The sequence below is a fragment of the Mesorhizobium sp. NZP2234 genome, assembly GCF_013170765.1.
GTDB classification, from domain to species: Bacteria; Pseudomonadota; Alphaproteobacteria; order Rhizobiales; family Rhizobiaceae; genus Mesorhizobium; species Mesorhizobium loti_D.
Window position 1 is genome coordinate 1,515,050 of record NZ_CP033364.1, and the last position, 16,398, is coordinate 1,531,447.

General features: G+C 63.8%; 18 protein-coding genes and 1 pseudogene. 8 read left to right on the plus strand and 11 right to left on the minus strand.

From position 1 onward, the window contains the following. Positions 1-17 precede the first annotated feature (17 nt). From EB230_RS07370 to EB230_RS07400, 7 genes are all read right to left on the minus strand, one after another. Entirely contained in the window at positions 18-221 is a 204-nt protein-coding gene (locus EB230_RS07370; RefSeq protein WP_155772503.1) for a hypothetical protein, read from the minus strand. Between the two features lie 139 nt (positions 222-360). Next, positions 361-1,566 (minus strand): aminotransferase class V-fold PLP-dependent enzyme, encoded by a 1,206-nt coding sequence (locus tag EB230_RS07375; RefSeq protein ID WP_056575599.1) that lies wholly within the window; start codon positions 1,564-1,566, stop codon positions 361-363. Between the two features lie 25 nt (positions 1,567-1,591). Further along, on the minus strand, positions 1,592-2,053 hold the full coding sequence (locus EB230_RS07380) for a RidA family protein (protein WP_056575602.1): 462 nt from the start codon (positions 2,051-2,053) through the stop codon (positions 1,592-1,594). Between the two features lie 70 nt (positions 2,054-2,123). Then, complete coding sequence (locus EB230_RS07385; RefSeq protein ID WP_056575605.1) at positions 2,124-2,918, minus strand: amino acid ABC transporter ATP-binding protein; 795 nt, start codon at positions 2,916-2,918, stop codon at positions 2,124-2,126. 4 nt (positions 2,919-2,922) lie between these two features. After that, positions 2,923-3,573, minus strand: coding sequence for an amino acid ABC transporter permease (locus EB230_RS07390; protein ID WP_056575609.1), 651 nt, complete (start codon positions 3,571-3,573; stop codon positions 2,923-2,925). Between the two features lies 1 nt (position 3,574). Beyond that, positions 3,575-4,240, minus strand: coding sequence for an amino acid ABC transporter permease (locus EB230_RS07395; RefSeq protein WP_056575612.1), 666 nt, complete (start codon positions 4,238-4,240; stop codon positions 3,575-3,577). 73 nt (positions 4,241-4,313) lie between these two features. After that, complete coding sequence (locus EB230_RS07400) at positions 4,314-5,144, minus strand: transporter substrate-binding domain-containing protein (RefSeq protein ID WP_171883346.1); 831 nt, start codon at positions 5,142-5,144, stop codon at positions 4,314-4,316. Between the two features lie 170 nt (positions 5,145-5,314). On the opposite strand from EB230_RS07400, the gene EB230_RS07405 reads away from it, so the two are divergent. After that, entirely contained in the window at positions 5,315-6,103 is a 789-nt protein-coding gene (locus tag EB230_RS07405) for an IclR family transcriptional regulator (RefSeq protein ID WP_056575615.1), read from the plus strand. Positions 6,104-6,136: 33 nt separating this feature from the next. Here EB230_RS07405 and EB230_RS07410 read toward each other — a convergent pair whose 3' ends face one another. Next, entirely contained in the window at positions 6,137-6,340 is a 204-nt protein-coding gene (locus EB230_RS07410) for a YdcH family protein (RefSeq protein ID WP_010911954.1), read from the minus strand. 235 nt (positions 6,341-6,575) lie between these two features. Here EB230_RS07410 and EB230_RS07415 point away from each other — a divergent pair, with 235 nt between their 5' ends. The 5 genes and pseudogenes from EB230_RS07415 to EB230_RS07435 all read left to right on the plus strand — a co-directional run bounded on the left by EB230_RS07415 (position 6,576) and on the right by EB230_RS07435 (position 10,835). After that, complete coding sequence (locus tag EB230_RS07415) at positions 6,576-6,755, plus strand: YdcH family protein (protein ID WP_010911953.1); 180 nt, start codon at positions 6,576-6,578, stop codon at positions 6,753-6,755. 571 nt (positions 6,756-7,326) lie between these two features. Beyond that, positions 7,327-8,580 carry a flavodoxin-dependent (E)-4-hydroxy-3-methylbut-2-enyl-diphosphate synthase gene (gene ispG, locus EB230_RS07420; RefSeq protein ID WP_056575618.1) on the plus strand — a complete coding sequence of 418 codons (1,254 nt, stop codon included), beginning with the start codon at positions 7,327-7,329 and terminating at the stop codon, positions 8,578-8,580. 5 nt (positions 8,581-8,585) lie between these two features. Continuing rightward, the gene (locus tag EB230_RS07425; RefSeq protein ID WP_056575621.1) at positions 8,586-9,440 is read left to right on the plus strand and encodes a lytic transglycosylase domain-containing protein; all 855 of its coding nucleotides are present in this window, start codon (positions 8,586-8,588) and stop codon (positions 9,438-9,440) included. Between the two features lie 38 nt (positions 9,441-9,478). After that, positions 9,479-10,019 (plus strand): annotated as a pseudogene (locus tag EB230_RS07430) (chloramphenicol phosphotransferase). Between the two features lie 54 nt (positions 10,020-10,073). After that, entirely contained in the window at positions 10,074-10,835 is a 762-nt protein-coding gene (locus EB230_RS07435; RefSeq protein WP_056575628.1) for a Stf0 family sulfotransferase, read from the plus strand. A 6-nt stretch (positions 10,836-10,841) separates the two neighbouring features. On the opposite strand, the gene EB230_RS07440 is transcribed toward EB230_RS07435, so the two are convergent. From EB230_RS07440 to EB230_RS07450, 3 genes are all read right to left on the minus strand, one after another. Next, positions 10,842-13,178: a response regulator gene (locus EB230_RS07440; protein WP_056575630.1), complete on the minus strand. Its 2,337-nt coding sequence runs from the start codon at positions 13,176-13,178 to the stop codon at positions 10,842-10,844. Positions 13,179-13,291: 113 nt separating this feature from the next. After that, a complete protein-coding gene (locus tag EB230_RS07445; protein ID WP_056575633.1) occupies positions 13,292-14,047 on the minus strand; it encodes an SDR family oxidoreductase in 756 nt (251 codons plus the stop codon). A gap of 55 nt (positions 14,048-14,102) precedes the next feature. Then, complete coding sequence (locus tag EB230_RS07450) at positions 14,103-15,002, minus strand: polyprenyl synthetase family protein (protein ID WP_244494135.1); 900 nt, start codon at positions 15,000-15,002, stop codon at positions 14,103-14,105. Between the two features lie 240 nt (positions 15,003-15,242). Between EB230_RS07450 and EB230_RS07455 the strand changes: the two genes are divergently transcribed. Further along, positions 15,243-16,004 carry a transglycosylase domain-containing protein gene (locus EB230_RS07455; RefSeq protein ID WP_056575639.1) on the plus strand — a complete coding sequence of 254 codons (762 nt, stop codon included), beginning with the start codon at positions 15,243-15,245 and terminating at the stop codon, positions 16,002-16,004. Positions 16,005-16,143: 139 nt separating this feature from the next. Further along, positions 16,144-16,326, plus strand: coding sequence for a 50S ribosomal protein L32 (rpmF, locus tag EB230_RS07460; RefSeq protein WP_008834724.1), 183 nt, complete (start codon positions 16,144-16,146; stop codon positions 16,324-16,326). Positions 16,327-16,398 lie beyond the last annotated feature (72 nt).

Consider the following 16,398-nt stretch of genomic DNA (forward strand, 5'->3'; position numbering starts at 1 on the left):
CTCCGGGCCGTGCCGCTTCAAGATGCGACGGCGACCTTGACTTGCTCGCTGGGGCAAAGCCCCCGGAAGCAGGCAGAGCCGCCTGCCTTGCTGAAACTGAAATCATCTGCCTCACCGGTGTCAAGCGCCATGGAAGAGAGACTGATGACGATCACGCGCGCCAGCGCATGGTCACGGTCGGTGCCGCAGCCATGGTCGCTGTTTTCGCATTGACGGGGCATGCCGATCTCCTCAACGCCAGCCGTGGCGTATGCTGAAGAGACCTGTCGCGGCGCCGGCTTATTCCCGTCGCGCATAAATCCGGCTGTTCACAGTCGCGTGATCAGCCGGCGCTTCTGGAATTTTTGGTCGGCCTGGTGCTTAATCCGGCCAGCGCAAGACGCCGGAGGAATCCTTGCGGGCGGCTTTCATCGCATCGGCGGGACGGTCCTTCGCGGTCAGTATGGCGCGCAGGCGTTCGCCGACGATCTCGGCCTCGCCGGGATGCAGATTGCAGGGGTCGAGGAAGAAATGGCCGCGCTCGATCTCGTGGTTGCGCACAATGATCGGCGGCGAGCCCGAGGCAAGCGCCGAGGTGAGCCCGGCGGCGGTAAAGCGGCTCTCGGGCGATACGAAGATCTGCAGCCGGTCGAGCGGATTGGCTGTTGGATCTGGAATGATCTTCGCAAAGATGCCTGTTATCCCCTGCAAAGCATCCTTCCAGAGATTGAGAGCGGCCTCCTCGCGCCGGCGGATGCCGTCGTGGTCGCGCGTCTCCCAGGCTTCCAGCGCGGCCATGGTGCCGGCGATGCTTTCCTTGCCGACCTTCATGGCCCGCGCCACGCCGCGGTTCTGCAGATAGGCGGCCCGCACCAGATCCTTGCGGCCGGTGACGATGCCGCTGGTCGGCCCGCTCAGGAACTTGTGGCCGCTGTAGATGACGACGTCGGCGCCGCGCGCCAGAAAACCGCGCAGATCGTATTCGGACGCGGCATCGACGATCACCGGCACGCCCTTGGCGTGGCAGATTTCGCAGAACTCCTCCAGCGACAGCATGCCGTACTGCACGGTGTGGTGGGCGACGACATAAAGGCCCGCCGCCGTGCGTTCGTTGATCGCTTCGCGCACATGATAGTCTTGCGTCACGCTGACCGTGCCAGCGGGCACCACCTTGGCGCCGGCGACGCGGACCGACTGGTCGATCGGTGCGCCGTAGTTGACGATGTGGCCAAGCTGGATGACGACCTCCGACTTGAGGTCGCCGGTATCATCGGGCAGACGCTCGATGGCCAGCAGGTTGGTTCCCGTCATCGCGCCGGCGATCGCCATGGTGATGCCGCTGGCGCAGCAGGCGGTGATGAAGCCGGCCTCGCCGCCAGTGAGGCGTGCGACGACGGTGCTCGCGGCGCGCTGCAGATCGTCCATCTCCACCCATTGCGAGGCCATTTCAGCCATGGCGCGGATCGCTTCCGGGACGATGATCGACGCGCCAAGCGCGGTCATGGTGCCCGAGACGTTGATGATTGGCCTCAAGCCCAGCCGTTCGCGGATGGTGGTGTTGGAGCCGGTGGAGGAAGTGGTTTTCATGTGAGCGGATCCTGTGGGTGGCAGATCAGGCGGCGATCTCGATGACCGCTTCGATTTCGACAGTGATGTTTCCAGGCAGCGAGCCGACGCCGATGGCCGAGCGGGCATGGCCGCCGATCTTGTCAAAGACATCGGCGAACAGATCGGAACAGCCATTCATCACCTTGGGGTGGTCGCTGAAGGTCGGCGTCGCGTTGACGAAGCCGAGCAGCTTGACGACGCGCACGATGCGGCCGAGATCGCCGGCGGCGGCATGCATGACGGCGAGCAGATTGAGCCCCGTCAGGCGCGCATGCCCGTAGGCCTGCTCGACGGTCACATCCTCGCCGACCTTGCCGGTGCAGAGCGTGCCGTCGGCGCGCAGCGGCCCCTGGCCGGACAGGAAGATCAGCCGCCCGCTCTCGGCATGGGTGACGAAGTTGGCGATCGGGGTTGGCGGCTCGGGCAGCGTCAGGCCAAGTTCGGCGAGCCGGATGTAAGGCGTCATGGAAGAAGGCTCCCTTGGTTGGCTTCAGCCATCCGATATTCAAGAATGAGACGGCGTCTGCCGTCCGATGTCAGAAATGCGAGGCGCGGAAGCGCGCCAGGAAGGTGCGGAGGCGCTCGTTGCTGGTCTCCGCCGCGAGGATCTCCTTGGGCGGACCAACAGCACTGACGCCGCCATCGGCCATGAAGACGATGCGGCTCGAGGCGTCGCGGGCAAAGGCCATTTCGTGCGTCACCATCAGCATCGTCATGCCGTCCTCGGCGAGGCTGCGCACCACGGCCAGCACCTCGCCAACCAGTTCGGGATCGAGTGCCGAGGTGATCTCGTCGAGCAACAGGATCTTCGGCTCCATCGCCACGGCGCGCGCGATGCCGACGCGCTGCTGCTGGCCGCCGGAAAGCTCCGCCGGCAGGCTGTCGGCCTTGTGGGCGAGGCCGACGCGGCCGAGCCAGTGTTCGGCGGTTTGTCGCGCCTCGGCCTGGCTCTTCCCCCGCACCTTGGTCAAGCCCAGCATGATGTTGCCGGCCGCTGTCAGGTGCGGAAACAGGTTGAAGCTCTGGAAGACCATGCCAGTCTCGGCGCGCATCGCGGCCAAGTCGCGCTCGCTGCGGCGCTGGCGCGTTCCGGCCTCGCGATAGCCGACCTCCTTGCCGTCGATACGGATCGAGCCGCTATCGTAGCTTTCGAGGAAATTGACACAGCGCAACAGCGTGGTCTTGCCGCTGCCCGAGGGGCCGATCACGGTGACCACCTCGCCACGCTTCACCTGAAGGCTGACGGAACGCAGCACCTCGACGGCGCCGAAAGCCTTCGAGACATCGCGCACTTCGAGCAGTGCCGGATTGGCGCTTGTGGCATCGGACATCTTGCTATTCCCGAATGAAGGAGAAGCGCCGCTCGAGCCGCCGGCTGGCGAGCGAGAGCGCATAGTTGACCGCGAAATAGATCAGCGCGCCGAGGATATAGAGCGGCATCGCCTCATAGGTGCGGCCGATGACCTGGTTGATGGCCTGCATCAAATCGGTGATGCCGAGCAGCGAGACCAGCGCGCTGCCCTTGACCGCGTCGGTGACGCCGTTGATCCACGGCGGCAGGAAGCGCCTGAAGGCCTGCGGGAAGATGACGTAGGTCAGCCGCTGGCTGAAGGTCAGCCCGATCGCCATTGCAGCCTCGGACTGTCCCTTCGGAATCGAGGCGACCGCGCCCCTGAGATATTCGATGACCTGCGCCGTCTTGAACAGGGTCAGCGCCAGCACCGCCGCCCAGAACGACGGCAGATGAAGTCCGATGGCGGGCAGGCCGTAATAGACGAAGAACATCAGCACCAGGATCGGAATGCCACGAATGGTGTCCGAGAAGATGCGCACCGCCCAGCGCAACGGGGCGGGACCATAGACCAGGGCGACACCCAGCAGGACGCCGGCGATGAGCGACAGGACCACGACCAGAAGCGATACCCAAAGGGTCAGGGCGAAGCCTTTGGCGAGGAAAGGCAGAGCGTAGAGGATCTGGCTCAGCATGTCAGCGCGCCGCCCTGAACCGGCGCTCGACCAGCCTGAGCGCAAAAAGCAAGGCGTAGCCGGTCACCAGATACATCGCCGTCGTCACCAGATAGACCTCGACGATGCGGAAGGTGTTGAAGTTGATCCACTGGGCGCCGAAGGTGAGTTCGGGCACCGAGATGACTGAGGCGATCGAAGTGTCCTTGAACAGCGAGATGAAGGTGTTGGACAGCGCCGGCAGCGTGATGCGCAGCATGGTCGGCAGGCGCACATGGATGAGCCTTTGCCAGGGTGTCAGGCCGATGGCCTTGCCGGCATCGAGTTGACCGCGCGGGACAGCCTCTAGCCCTGAGCGAAACACCTCGACCAGATAGGCGCCGCTATAGACCGACAACGTCAGGACAAACGAGGTCGGCGCGCTGTAGGCCAGGTCGACCACGGTGGGCAGGCCGTAGAAGACAAGGTAGACCAGCAGGATCAGCGGCACGTTGCGGATGAATTCGACATAGGCTGCGATGATCGCGCGCACCACCCGCCCGGCCGAAACGTACCAGACCGCGAGCACCAGCCCGATGACGACGCCGATGGCGATCGAGATCACGGCAAGCTCGAGGCTGAGCAGCAGACCGCCCCACAATTTGTCGAAATGCCGCCAGATCAGATTGAAATTGAGGGCATAGCCCATGCGTCCGCCTCGGTGTGAAGGGCGTCGGAGGAAGCAGGCGGAAGGGCGCGGAATGCCCCTTCCGCCTGCTGGGTCAGATGACCGGGAAACCCGGATGACGCGCCGGCGGCTCCTGGCCGAAATAGTCCTTGAAGGCGGCGTCATAGAGCGCCGATTCATGGCCGAACATGGCAATGGTGAAGGTCTGGTTGACGAAGGTCAGCCAGTCGAGGTCGCCTTGCCGAAGCGCGGCGCCGTAGAGCATCGAATACCAGCTCTTGCCGGCGTCGAAATATTTGTCCGGATTGCGCGAGGCGAGCCAGCGCACGGTCGACAGATCGACGGCGGCTGCATCGGCGCGCTTGGATTCCAGCGCCTGCAGCACGTTGGCCTGGGTGTCGATCTGTAGCACCTGCGCCTGCGGAAGGGCGTAGTGCACGGAGCTTTCGGCGTCGACATTCTGCAGGATGGAGATGCGCGTCGCCGAACCGCCGGCAAGCAGCTTGTCGAAGGTCTTGTTCTCGGCGGTGGGAAGCGTCAGCAGGGCAACGCCTTCGACATAGTACGGCCGGGTGAAGTTGATCAGCTGCGAGCGCTGCGCCGTCATCGTCATGAATTGGATGGTGATGTCGACCTTGTTGGTGGTGACGTTGGGGATGCGCTGCGCCGGATCCTGCATGACGAACTCGACCTTGGTCGGATCGTCGAACAGGCCCTTGGCCAGGATGCGGCCCATGGTGATGTCCATGCCGACCAGTTCGCCGGCATCGTTCTCGAAATGCCAGGGCGCGTTGGTGCTGCCGGTGCCGACGATCAGCTTGCCGCGGTCGAGCACGGTGCGCAGCAGGCTGTCGGACGCGGCCTGGGCCGCGGCCTTCTGGGCATCTACGGTTGCCAGCACGCCGGCGGTGGCCAGTCCAGCCATTCCCAATTTCAGAAAATCACGTCTTCCGGATGTGTCGTTCACGGCGACCTCCTTTCGTGTTGTGTTCCCCATGCACAGGCAAGACACACGTCGGTGATTTCAAGAAAATTGTCTCTTACAAGAGACGCATGTATCCTGTACAAGACAGATACTAACACCAGGAATCGACAATGCAAGATGGCAATGCCTTGGCCGTTTCGGCCGACGAAAAGACGACGGCTTCCCGCGAAAAGGGCCTCAACCGAGTGCTCGAGATCCTGGACTTCCTGCACACGACGCAGCGCGCGATCGGCATCGGCGACCTTGCCAAGGGGGTGAACGCGCCGCGCTCGACGACCTACACGCTGGTGCGCTCGCTGGTCGACGCGGGCCTGCTGGAAATGGCCGGCGACGGCAACCGCGTCTATTTCGGCAAGAAGCTCTATCTCTATGGAATGGACTATGTGCGCGGCAATGACCTGCTGCGGCGAGGGCGCCAGGAGGTCGACCATCTGTCGCGGGAGACCGGGGAAACCTCGGAACTGTGCATGCTGCAGAGTGGCCGCTATACCATCGTCCACTCCAGTCCCGGCACCAGGCCGTTCCGCATCAGCTCGGCCACCGGCCTGCAGATACCGTTGCCCTGGACCGCTTCGGGGCGGCTGCTTCTGGCGGGGCTGGAGCGGGCCGCGATCGAGGACATGGTGTCGCAGGACGATCTCGTGCTGCCCGATGGCCGCAAGCTGCGGCTGGATGATTTCATCGCCGACATCGCCAAGGCGCGGGTCACCGGCTACTGCGTCACCTCGGGGCTCGTCGACGCCTACACCAAATGTCTCGCCGTGCCGGTCTTTTCAGCGCCGGGCAAGGTCGAGGCGACGATGTGCCTTGTGGTTCCGATCGATACGACCGAGGAGCGGACCGAAAGTCTCATCGGCCTGCTGCGCGAACGCGCCGGCAGGCTCTCCATCGCCGGATAGGCGAAACGTGACGAGGATCGCGCGGCCCGCGGCTCAAGCGATGATGTCGGGAATGATCTTGTCTTCCAGCTTCATCAGCCGGTCCTTCAGCGCCAGCTTCTTCTTTTTCATGCGCTGGATCTGCAGCGGGTCGCAATTGGTGGCGATCATCGCGTTGATCGCCGCGTCAAAATCGGCGTGTTCCTGCTTCAGCCGGGAAAATTCGAGGCGAATATCGGCCTGTTCCTGATCGGACATTCTCTACCGTCTGCACTGCGGCGCCCAAAACTGGGCCTTGTTGGGCGGGGGCGGCACTTTCTGCCACCGGCGCGCAGCCCATATCACATTTCACATTGCCGTGGAATGCTACCACGCAGCATTCGACATCACTGTCGGAAGGTGGCAAAGTGTCATTGTGCCGTCACAGAAGCGACCTGCGGTGGACGCGCCTTGGCGGCTGCAATCGAGGAAACCATGAAAGGGAGAACCAATCATGTCTCTTGCATCCCATCTTGATGAGTTGCAGCGGAAACACGGCGACATCGAACGCGAAATCGATGACGCGATGAACCACCCGTCGGTGGACGACCTCGAAATCGTGAATCTCAAGCGACGCAAGCTGGCACTCAAGGATGCGATTGAGAAACTGAAAGCGCAACCAACCACGCATTGATGCCCGACTGACATAGCCGCCACTATGCGGTCTTGCTTGCCGGCGGCAGCCGCCGCCGGTGTAGTGGGTTTTGTTTTCCGCTCCGGGCGGCCATCATAAAAATCATATTAGGCCGAAGCCTTCTCAACTTCGTCATCCCAGGGCGAAGCAGGAGCGAAGCTCCGTCGCGGAGACCCTGGGATCCATTCCGTGACCTTGGCCGAGGAGTGCAGCGGAGCATTATTCTGCGCCGTTGCGGCGCTCGGAAGTCGCGGCATGGATCCCTTGGGCTGCGGAGCAGCTCCAGGGGTCTGCGCCGCGTCGCTACGCTCCTTGCTCCGCCCGTGGATGACGAAGTGTGAAACATCTCCGCCAATCGCGAAGGTATGCGGCCGTCAACGCGAGCGACCGGGTCAAAACTCCGGCGCCTGGAAACTGCTTGCGGGCTATTTCGGGGCCAGTGGCGACCTGTCGCCATTGACAAGCCATCTTTGCTCCTCCACCTCATGCCCGGACTTCAGCGCATCGGCCCCGGGGAGTGCTTGTGCGTCCGAGCGGACGCACGGGACTTCAGAGACAAAAGGCTGCCGGCATGACCGGATATTTTTCCTTTCCCTTCCCTCGCCGCACCTCGGTCGGCGTCGATGTCGGCGGCGTGGTCGTCGGCGGCGGCGCTCCGGTTGTCGTGCAGTCGATGACCAACACCGACACCGCCGATATCGACCAGACGGTCGCGCAGGTTGCAGCACTGCACCGCGCCGGTTCCGAGATCGTGCGCATCACCGTCGACCGCGACGAGAGCGCGGCCGCCGTGCCGCGCATTCATGAACGGCTCCAGCGGCTCGGCATCAATGTGCCGCTGGTCGGCGACTTCCACTATATCGGCCACAAGTTGCTCGCCGATCATCCGGCCTGCGCCGAGGCGCTGGCCAAATACCGCATCAATCCGGGCAATGTCGGCTTCAAGGACAAGAAGGACCGGCAGTTCACCGATATCGTCGAGATGGCGATCAAGCACGACAAGCCCGTGCGCATCGGCGTCAATTGGGGCTCGCTCGACCAGGAACTCCTGACCCGACTGATGGATGACAATCAGGACAAGGGTTTTCCGCTGACGGCGCAGGAGGTGACGCGCGAGGCGATCGTGCAGTCGGCGATCCTGTCGGCCGAGATGGCCGAAGAGATCGGCCTCGGCCGCGATAAGATCATCCTGTCCGCCAAGGTCAGCGGCGTACAGGACCTGATCGCCGTCTATACGGAACTCGCCACCCGCTCCGACCATGCGCTGCATCTGGGCCTCACCGAGGCCGGCATGGGGTCGAAAGGCATCGTCGCCTCGTCGGCGGCGATGGGCATCCTCCTGCAGCAAGGCATTGGCGACACCATCCGCATCTCGCTGACGCCCGAGCCGAATGGCGACCGCACGCGCGAGGTGCAGGTGTCGCAGGAATTGCTGCAGACGATGGGCTTCCGGCAGTTCGTGCCGATCGTCGCCGCTTGCCCTGGCTGCGGCCGCACGACATCCACCGTGTTCCAGGAACTCGCCCAGAATATCCAGGCGGATCTGCGCAAGAACATGCCGGTTTGGCGCGAAAAATATCCGGGTGTCGAGAACCTCAAGGTCGCGGTGATGGGCTGCATCGTCAACGGCCCGGGCGAATCCAAGCATGCCGATATCGGCATTTCGCTGCCCGGCACCGGCGAGACGCCGACGGCGCCTGTCTTCGTCGACGGCAAGAAAGCGGCGACGCTCCGCGGGCCAGCGATCGCGGCGGATTTCGAGAAAATGGTCGCCGACTACATCGAGCAACGGTTCGGTCGCAGCGGCAAGGCCGCGGCAGAGTAGGCCAGATGCGGCGTTTCCCCCGGGTGGCGCTGATAGTCCTGTGCAGTGTGGCCTGGTCAACGCTTGCCCAGGCCGATCCGCCGCAATCGGCCAAGCAGCGGTTGATCGACAAGGTCTGCAATTTGATCCAGGCCCATGCCGACCAGAACGGCCTGCCCCGGGATTTCTTCGCCCGGCTGATCTGGAAGGAAAGCCGTTTCGACCCCAACGCCGTCAGCCCCGTCGGCGCCGAGGGCATCGCCCAGTTCATGCCGGGCACCGCCAAGATGCGGGGGCTCGAAAATTCCTTCGACATCAACCAGGCGATCCCGGCATCGGCGAAGTATCTCGCCGAAATGAAGACCAGCTACGGCAATCTTGGCCTGGCGGCCGCCGCCTACAATGCCGGCGAAAGCCGGGTGTCGCGCTGGCTGGGTTCGGGCGGTTTCCTGCCGATGGAGACCGAGAGCTATGTCTTCGACATCATGGGCGAGCCGGTCGACAAGTTCACCGACCCCGCCTATGCCGGACAGGTCGCGCCGCTCGACGCCAAGACGGATTTTGCCGTCGCCTGCCGCAAGCTGCCGGTGATCATGTCCCAGACCGTGGCGATGGCCTCGATCAACGTCAAGCCGTGGGGCGTCCAGGTGGCCGGCAATTTCCGCCGCAGTGCCGCGATCAGCCAGTGGCTGCGGGTGAGGAGCCGGTTTCCGGCCCTGCTTGCCGGCCATGATCCGGTGGTGAGCCGGGTGCGCACGCCGATCGGCCGGCGCGGCATCTACGCGGTCAGGATCGGAATCGACGACCGCGCCGCCGCCAATGTCATTTGCCAGAAACTGCAGAGCGTCGGCGGGGCCTGCGTGGTGGTGCGCAACCGTTAAAGGCTGAAGCCGGCTCGATGCTTGAAAGAGAATCGAACATGAATGCCAGGATCGTCCTGCTCAATGGCGTCGGCAGTGCCGGCAAAAGTTCGATCGCCAGGGCGTTGCAGACAATAACCGCCGAACCGTTCCTGCATGTCCAGATGGACACCTTCATCGAGATGCTGCCCGATGCCTTGCAGGACCATGCCGACGGCTTTTCCTATGAGACCATCCGGCAAGGCGGCCAGACGTCGGTCGTGATCAGGACCGGACCGACGGGAGCGCGTGCCTTGCGCGGCATGCGCCACGCCGTCGCCGCCATGGCCGGGCAAGGCAACAACCTGATCGTCGACGATGTGCTGTGCAATGGCGAAATGCCTGAATATGTCGAACTGCTGTCGGCCTTCGATCTCCATCGGGTTGGCGTCATGGCGCCGCTGGAGGTCCTGGAAGCCCGCGAAGCCCAGACGGCCGGGCCTGGCGCGCTGGCAATATGGGCGCGTGCACGCGGGCATAGTCTACGATCTCGAGGTCGACACCAGCCATCTCACCCCGCTGGAATGCGCCCGTCGCATCCAGCAACAATTTCGACTATAGGCGCCGATGGATCGGCCGGGCTTGCCCTGCCTGTGAAACGACAAGGGCAACGGGATGTTCGACGCCTATATCATCTGCGGCACGCCGAGAACCGGCAGCACTTTGCTGTGCAAGCTCCTGGCATCCACCGGGACATCAGGCGATCCGCACTCATTCTATCGGCGGCAGGACGTGCCGGAGTGGGCCGAGGAGTGGAGACTGCCCGGCCGCGACACGATGGGCGAGCTTGAATTCGATGTCGCCTATGTCGATGCGGCAATCACCGCCGGCAGGGGCGGCACCGAGATTTTCGGCCTGCGCCTGATGCGCGAAAACCTGGATGAGCTTTCGGCGATTCTCGACCGGATTTTCCCAGGGCTGGCGTCGGACAGGGCGCGTTTCGAAAGAGCTTTTGGCCGCATTCTCTACATACATCTGTCGCGGGAGAACAAGCTCGCGCAGGCGATCTCGCTGATCAAGGCACAGCAGACCGGTCTTTGGCACATCGCGCCTGACGGCACCGAGATCGAACGGGTCGCACCGGCGCAAGACCCCCAATATGATTTCGAGCGCATCAAAGGGGAGCTTGACGAACTCGAAGCCTATGACGCGGCCTGGAACGTCTGGTTCGCAGCGCAAGGCATAACGCCGCTGCGGGTTGGCTATGAGCGTCTATCCGCCGATCCGGCGGCGGCGTTGCTGAGCATATGCGATGCTCTCGGCGTTCAGCCTCCGAATGCGGACGACATCCGGCCGGGCGTCGCAAAGCTCGCTGACGAGACAAGCCTCGACTGGATGCGCCGCTATCGCCTTGACGCGGCCCGCCTGGCGCCGTGACCTGGATCAGGCGGTCTTGGCCACCACTGTTTCACTGAGCCATGTGCCGATCTTGGCGCCAAGGCGATCGGGCGAAACGGGCTTCGGCAGATAGTCGTCCATGCCGGCCTCGATGCATTTGTCGCGATCGCCCTTCAGCGCGTGCGCGGTGACGCCGACGATCGGGATGTGGCTGCCCGACGAGGCCTCGATCGCGCGGATGGCGCGGGTTGCCTCGTAGCCGTTCATCTCGGGCATCGAGACGTCCATCAGGATCAGTTTCGGATGCAGCGACCTGTACATCTCGACCGCCGTGCGGCCGTTGCCGGCGATGCGGTAGCTGAGGCCGAGTCCGTTGAGGATCTGGCCGAACACCAGCTGGTTCACCTCATTGTCCTCGGCGATGAGGATGTCGATCGGGCCGTTCGGCGCGGTGGCCGATTCCGGTACTGTCACGGCCGGAACGGCTGGGCCACGGATGACCGTGAAGGCAGGCGGAGCCGGCTGCGGCATCTGGACCGGCTCGCGAACGAAATGCGCCTTGCCGGCCTGCGAGCGGGCCTTCTGGATAACAGAGATGACCGTGCCGAGCAGGATCGCCGAGCGCGCCGGCTTGGTCAGATGCGCCGATATGCCGAAGTCGATGATCATCTTGCCGAAATCGACCTGATCGACGGAGGTCAGGATAACGATCGGGATGGCGGACAGCCGGCTGTCGGCGGCGATGGCGCGGGCGACATCGCCGCCGTTCATGCCGGGCATCTGGTAGTCGAGGATGATGCAGTCGACGCTGGCGCCCAACTGGCAGGCGCGATCGAGGAAGGCGAGCCCCACGGCGCCGCTTTCGGCTGCCGCGCAGTCGAAGCTCCAGCTTCTGAGCTGCTCGAGCAGGATCTCGCGGTTGACGGGATTGTCGTCGATGACCAGCACGCGCGCGCCGGTGACGTCGACCGGCACGACCGCGTCGCGCGCCTCGGCATGATGCACGGGCAGCGGCACCGCGAACCAGAAGACGGAACCGCGCCCGATCTCGCTCTCGACGCCGATCTTGCCGGCCATCAGGTCGACGAGGCGCGCGGCGATGGCAAGCCCCAGGCCGGTGCCTTCGTGGCGGCGAGTCGAGGACCCGTCGACCTGCGCGAATTTCTCGAACACGTTCTGCAGTTTCTCGGCCGGGATGCCGATGCCGGTATCCTCGACGCGCAGCTTGAGCTGGACGACATCGTTGACCGTTTCGCCGCCGACATCGATCAGCACATGGCCCTTCTCCGTGAATTTCACCGCATTGCCGACCAGATTGGTGACAATCTGCCGGAACCGCCCGGCGTCGCCGACGACATGGGCCGGCAGGCGCGGATCGACGCGCACGATCAGTTCGAGGTTCTTTTCGGCGACACGGGCCGAAACCAGCGTCGCCACATCCTCGACCGCTTCGGAGAGACGGAACGGGGCAGGGTCCAGGGTGAGCTGTCCGGCATTGATCTTGGAGAAATCGAGGATGTCGTTGATGATGGTGAGCAGCGCATTGCCCGATTTGACGATGACGTCGGTGAAGGTCTTCTGGCGCGCGGTCAATTCGGTCTTGGCAAGCAACTCGGCCATGCCGAGCACGCCGTTCATCGGCGTGCGGATCTCGTGGCTCATATTGGCCAGGAATTCGGACTTGGCACGGTCGGCGGCCTCGGCCTTGAACAGGGATTCGGCCGATTGGGCAAAGGCGCGGCGGATCGCCTGCTCCATCGGCCGGAAGATCCAGAAGGCGACGATGGCCAGGACGCCGAACAACAGGCCGCTCGCCCACAGCAGCAGCCGGTCGCTGGAAGCGTCGGCCAGATGGCGCTCGTCATCCATCGTGGTGCGGACACGTACCAGCATCGGCTGCACAAACAGGTCGTTCTGGTTGCGGATTTCCCGGTAGCGCCATTCATCGGCTTTTTGCGCCACCGACATCAGGTTGAGGTTGCGCACCATGTCGCGCGGCGACCAGAACAGATCCCCGTTGACGGAAGAGGCTTCGAGTTCGTTGATGGTCTTGGCCGACAGGCGCGGACGTATCGCGGCGAGCTGGGCGGTCAGTGTGTCGATCTCGCGGGTCAGGCGTTCGGAATGATCACGCGCCGAAGCGGTCAGCGCATCGCGCGTTTCGTTGCGCCAGGCGGACCCGGTCGTCTCGGCGAAGCTGGTCGCGTTGCGCAGGTCGCGGGTGAAGACGACGAGGTTGCTGCTCAGCGCATCGATGTCATGGCGGAAGGAATTGACACGGTCGAGCGCAATCATGATGGCCATGGAAGCCAGCGCGAAAATCAGCAGTCCTGAAAGGTAGCGGATCCGGACAAACCGGATGAAGGAAGAATATTCCGGCATGCGCAACCCCAACACATACGCATTATTTTAACGACCGGGATTACGCTTCATTTACATTAAGATTTCGTTCGCGCGGCCGGCGCCATTGCTCCTGCATGAGGCATCGTGACGGATCAGATCGATGCGGTGATGCCGCCGTCGACATAAAGGATATGACCGTTGACAAAGGACGAGGCATCGGAGGCCAGGAACACGCAGGCCCCGACCAGTTCCTCGACCTTGCCCCAGCGGCCGGCCGGGGTGCGCTTTTCAAGCCAGGCGCTGAAGGCCGGATCGGCGACAAGGGCCGCATTGAGCGGCGTGTCGAAATAGCCGGGCGCGATGGCGTTGCATTGCAGGCCGTGTTTGGCCCAGTCGGTCGCCATGCCCTTGGTCAGGTTGCCGACCGCGCCTTTCGTCGCCGTGTAGGGCGCGATGCCAGGGCGGGCGAGGGCTGTCTGCACGCTGGCGATGTTGATGATCTTGCCGCGGCCTCGCCTGATCATGTGGCGTGCGACTGCCTGACCGACATGGAAGACGCTGGCGACGTTGGTCTGCAGCATGCGCTCGAACGCATCGGCGGGGAAATCTTCAAGCGGTGTGCGGAACTGCATCCCGGCATTGTTGACCAATATGTCGATCGGCCCGTCGGACAGTTCGAAATTGTCAATCGCCGCGCGGACCGCGTCATGATCGGTCGCGTCGAAGGCGAGCGTTTCCGCCGCAGCGATCTGCGCCGCCGCCGCGCCGAGTTTCGCGGCGTCACGGCCGTTGAGGATCACGCTTGCTCCGGCTTGCGCCAGGCCCTTGGCCAGAGCGAACCCGATGCCTTGCGACGAGCCGGTTACGAGCGCCCGGCGCCCGCTGAGATCGAACAGATTGGACGACATCGAAGCTGATCTCCCATTTGCCTCTCGCCACGCACCGCCGATATCGGGCCTGCCGTCAGCTGTTGCGCGTCGCGACGAAGGTCGCGGCTTCCTTCAGCAGCGCCGCCTTGTCGCCATAGGGGTCAAGCAGCGCGTGCGCCTGGCCAACAAGACCATGCAACTGACTGCGCGCCCAGTTCACACCATGCAGCGCCACGAGGGTTGCCTTGCCGGCGGCGGCGTCCTTGCCGGTCGCCTTGCCCATCTGGCTGGCGTCGGCCGTCAAATCGAGCAGGTCGTCGGCAAGCTGGAAGGCGAGGCCGATCGCCGAGCCGAATTCGGCGAGCCGTTCGCGATCCTCCGCCGGCGCGCCGGCGATGATGGCACCCGCCTCGCAGGCGAAGCGGATCAGCGCGCCGGTCTTCATCGCCTGCAGCCGGATGATGCCGGCCTCGTCGGGCGCTGCCTGTTCGGCCTCGAGGTCGAGTTTCTGGCCGCCGACCATGCCGCCGGCACCGGCGGCGCGGGCAAGCGCCAGCACCAGGGCGGCCCGCCGCTCGGCCGGCAACAGGGTCGCCTCGCCAGCGATGATGTCGAAGGCCAGCGTCAGCAAGGCGTCGCCGGCCAGGATGGCTGTCGCCTCGTCGAAGGCCTTGTGCACGGTCGGCTGGCCGCGGCGCAGATCATCGTCGTCCATCGCCGGCAGGTCGTCATGGATCAGCGAATAGCAGTGCACGCATTCGAGCGCCGCCGCGACACGCAGCGCCGCTTCGCCATCGGCCGAAAACAGGGCGGCACTTTCCATGACCAGGAACGGCCGCAGGCGCTTGCCGCCGTTCAGCACGCCATGGCGCATCGCGGCCATCAGACGATCGGGCCGCGCGATCTCGCCCGAAAGCGGGCGATCGTCGAGCAGCCGCCGCAGCAGCACCTCGATGGCGGCTGCCCGCCGGATAAGCGCCATTTCGAACGCCATTTCGTCGTCATTCGTCATGGCCGGGAGCGGTAGCCGACACTCAGACGTTGCGCAAGAAGGCAAGCGCCATTATGCCGGAGCGGTATGAGCCCGTTTGGAAACTCTCCTCCTGCGGTCATTTGATGGCGTTTTCCGCGCTTCCTGTGCTTGCGTACCCGAATGTACGCTCCGCTCCGGTTCTCGAAAACACCGTCATGTGATGCACAGGAGCGAGTTTCAAAACGATCTCTCTGGCACGGGTTGGGCGGCTTGGCGGAACCGATCGTCGATCATGAAACCGAAAAGCTGGACATGGCGACGAGATCGCGCGGCGTGAACCGCCGCAGTCTCAGGCGCTGGGTCCGGCGCGGCCTCATCGCGGCCGCAGTGCTAGCGCTGATCCCGATAGTGCTGACCTTTCTCTACCTGCCGTCCTTCGTGCATCCGGTGTCGACGCTGATGCTGAAGGATCTGACGACCTTCTCCGGCTATGACCGGCGTTGGGTCTCGATCGACGATGTCGCGCCGGTGCTGGCCCATTCCGTCATCATGTCGGAGGACGGCCAGTTCTGCTTCCACCGCGGCGTCGATCTGGGCGAACTCAGAGGGGTCGTCGACGATGCGCTGGCCGGCGAGGCGACGCGCGGCGCCTCGACCATCACCATGCAGACAGTGAAGAACCTGTTCCTGTGGTCGAGGCCGCTGGGTTCGGTGCGCAAGGTCGTCGAACTGCCGCTGGCCGTCTATTTCGACGCGGTGATGTCGAAACGGCGGATCATGGAGATCTACCTCAACATCGCCGAATGGGGCCCCGGCATCTATGGCATCGAGGCGGCGGCGCAGCACCATTTCGGCATTCCGGCAAAACAGCTGTCCAGACGGCAGGCAGCGCTTCTGGCCGTCACGCTGCCCAATCCGATCGCCCGCAATCCGGCAAAACCCGGGCCGGGCCTGAGAAGACTCGCCAATCTGATCGAGCGGCGTGCCGGCCGTTCAGGCGCCTATGTCGGCTGTCTGGAATAGCCAGCTCAAAAAAATTCACTGTAGTGCTGGCCAAAACAGTGTCAGGCGTGTATAGGCACCCGACTTTCTCAGATTTAGGCCCGACATGGCCCTTTCACGAGGGCGGGCGGGGCTTTTGACCATGTAGTGGAGCATATCCATGGCCGTTCCGAAACGCAAAACCTCTCCGTCCAAGCGCGGCATGCGCCGCTCGGCCGACGCCCTCAAGGCCCCGACCTATGTCGAGGACAAGAATTCCGGCGAGATGCGCCGCCCGCACCATATCGACCTGAAGACCGGCATGTATCGCGGTCGCCAGGTGCTGACCCCCAAGGAAAGCTGAGACCAGCTTTTTTGAAGGTTTGAGTTACAAAGGACCGGCCTCTGGCCGGTCTTTTTGCGTTTGGCGGAACTT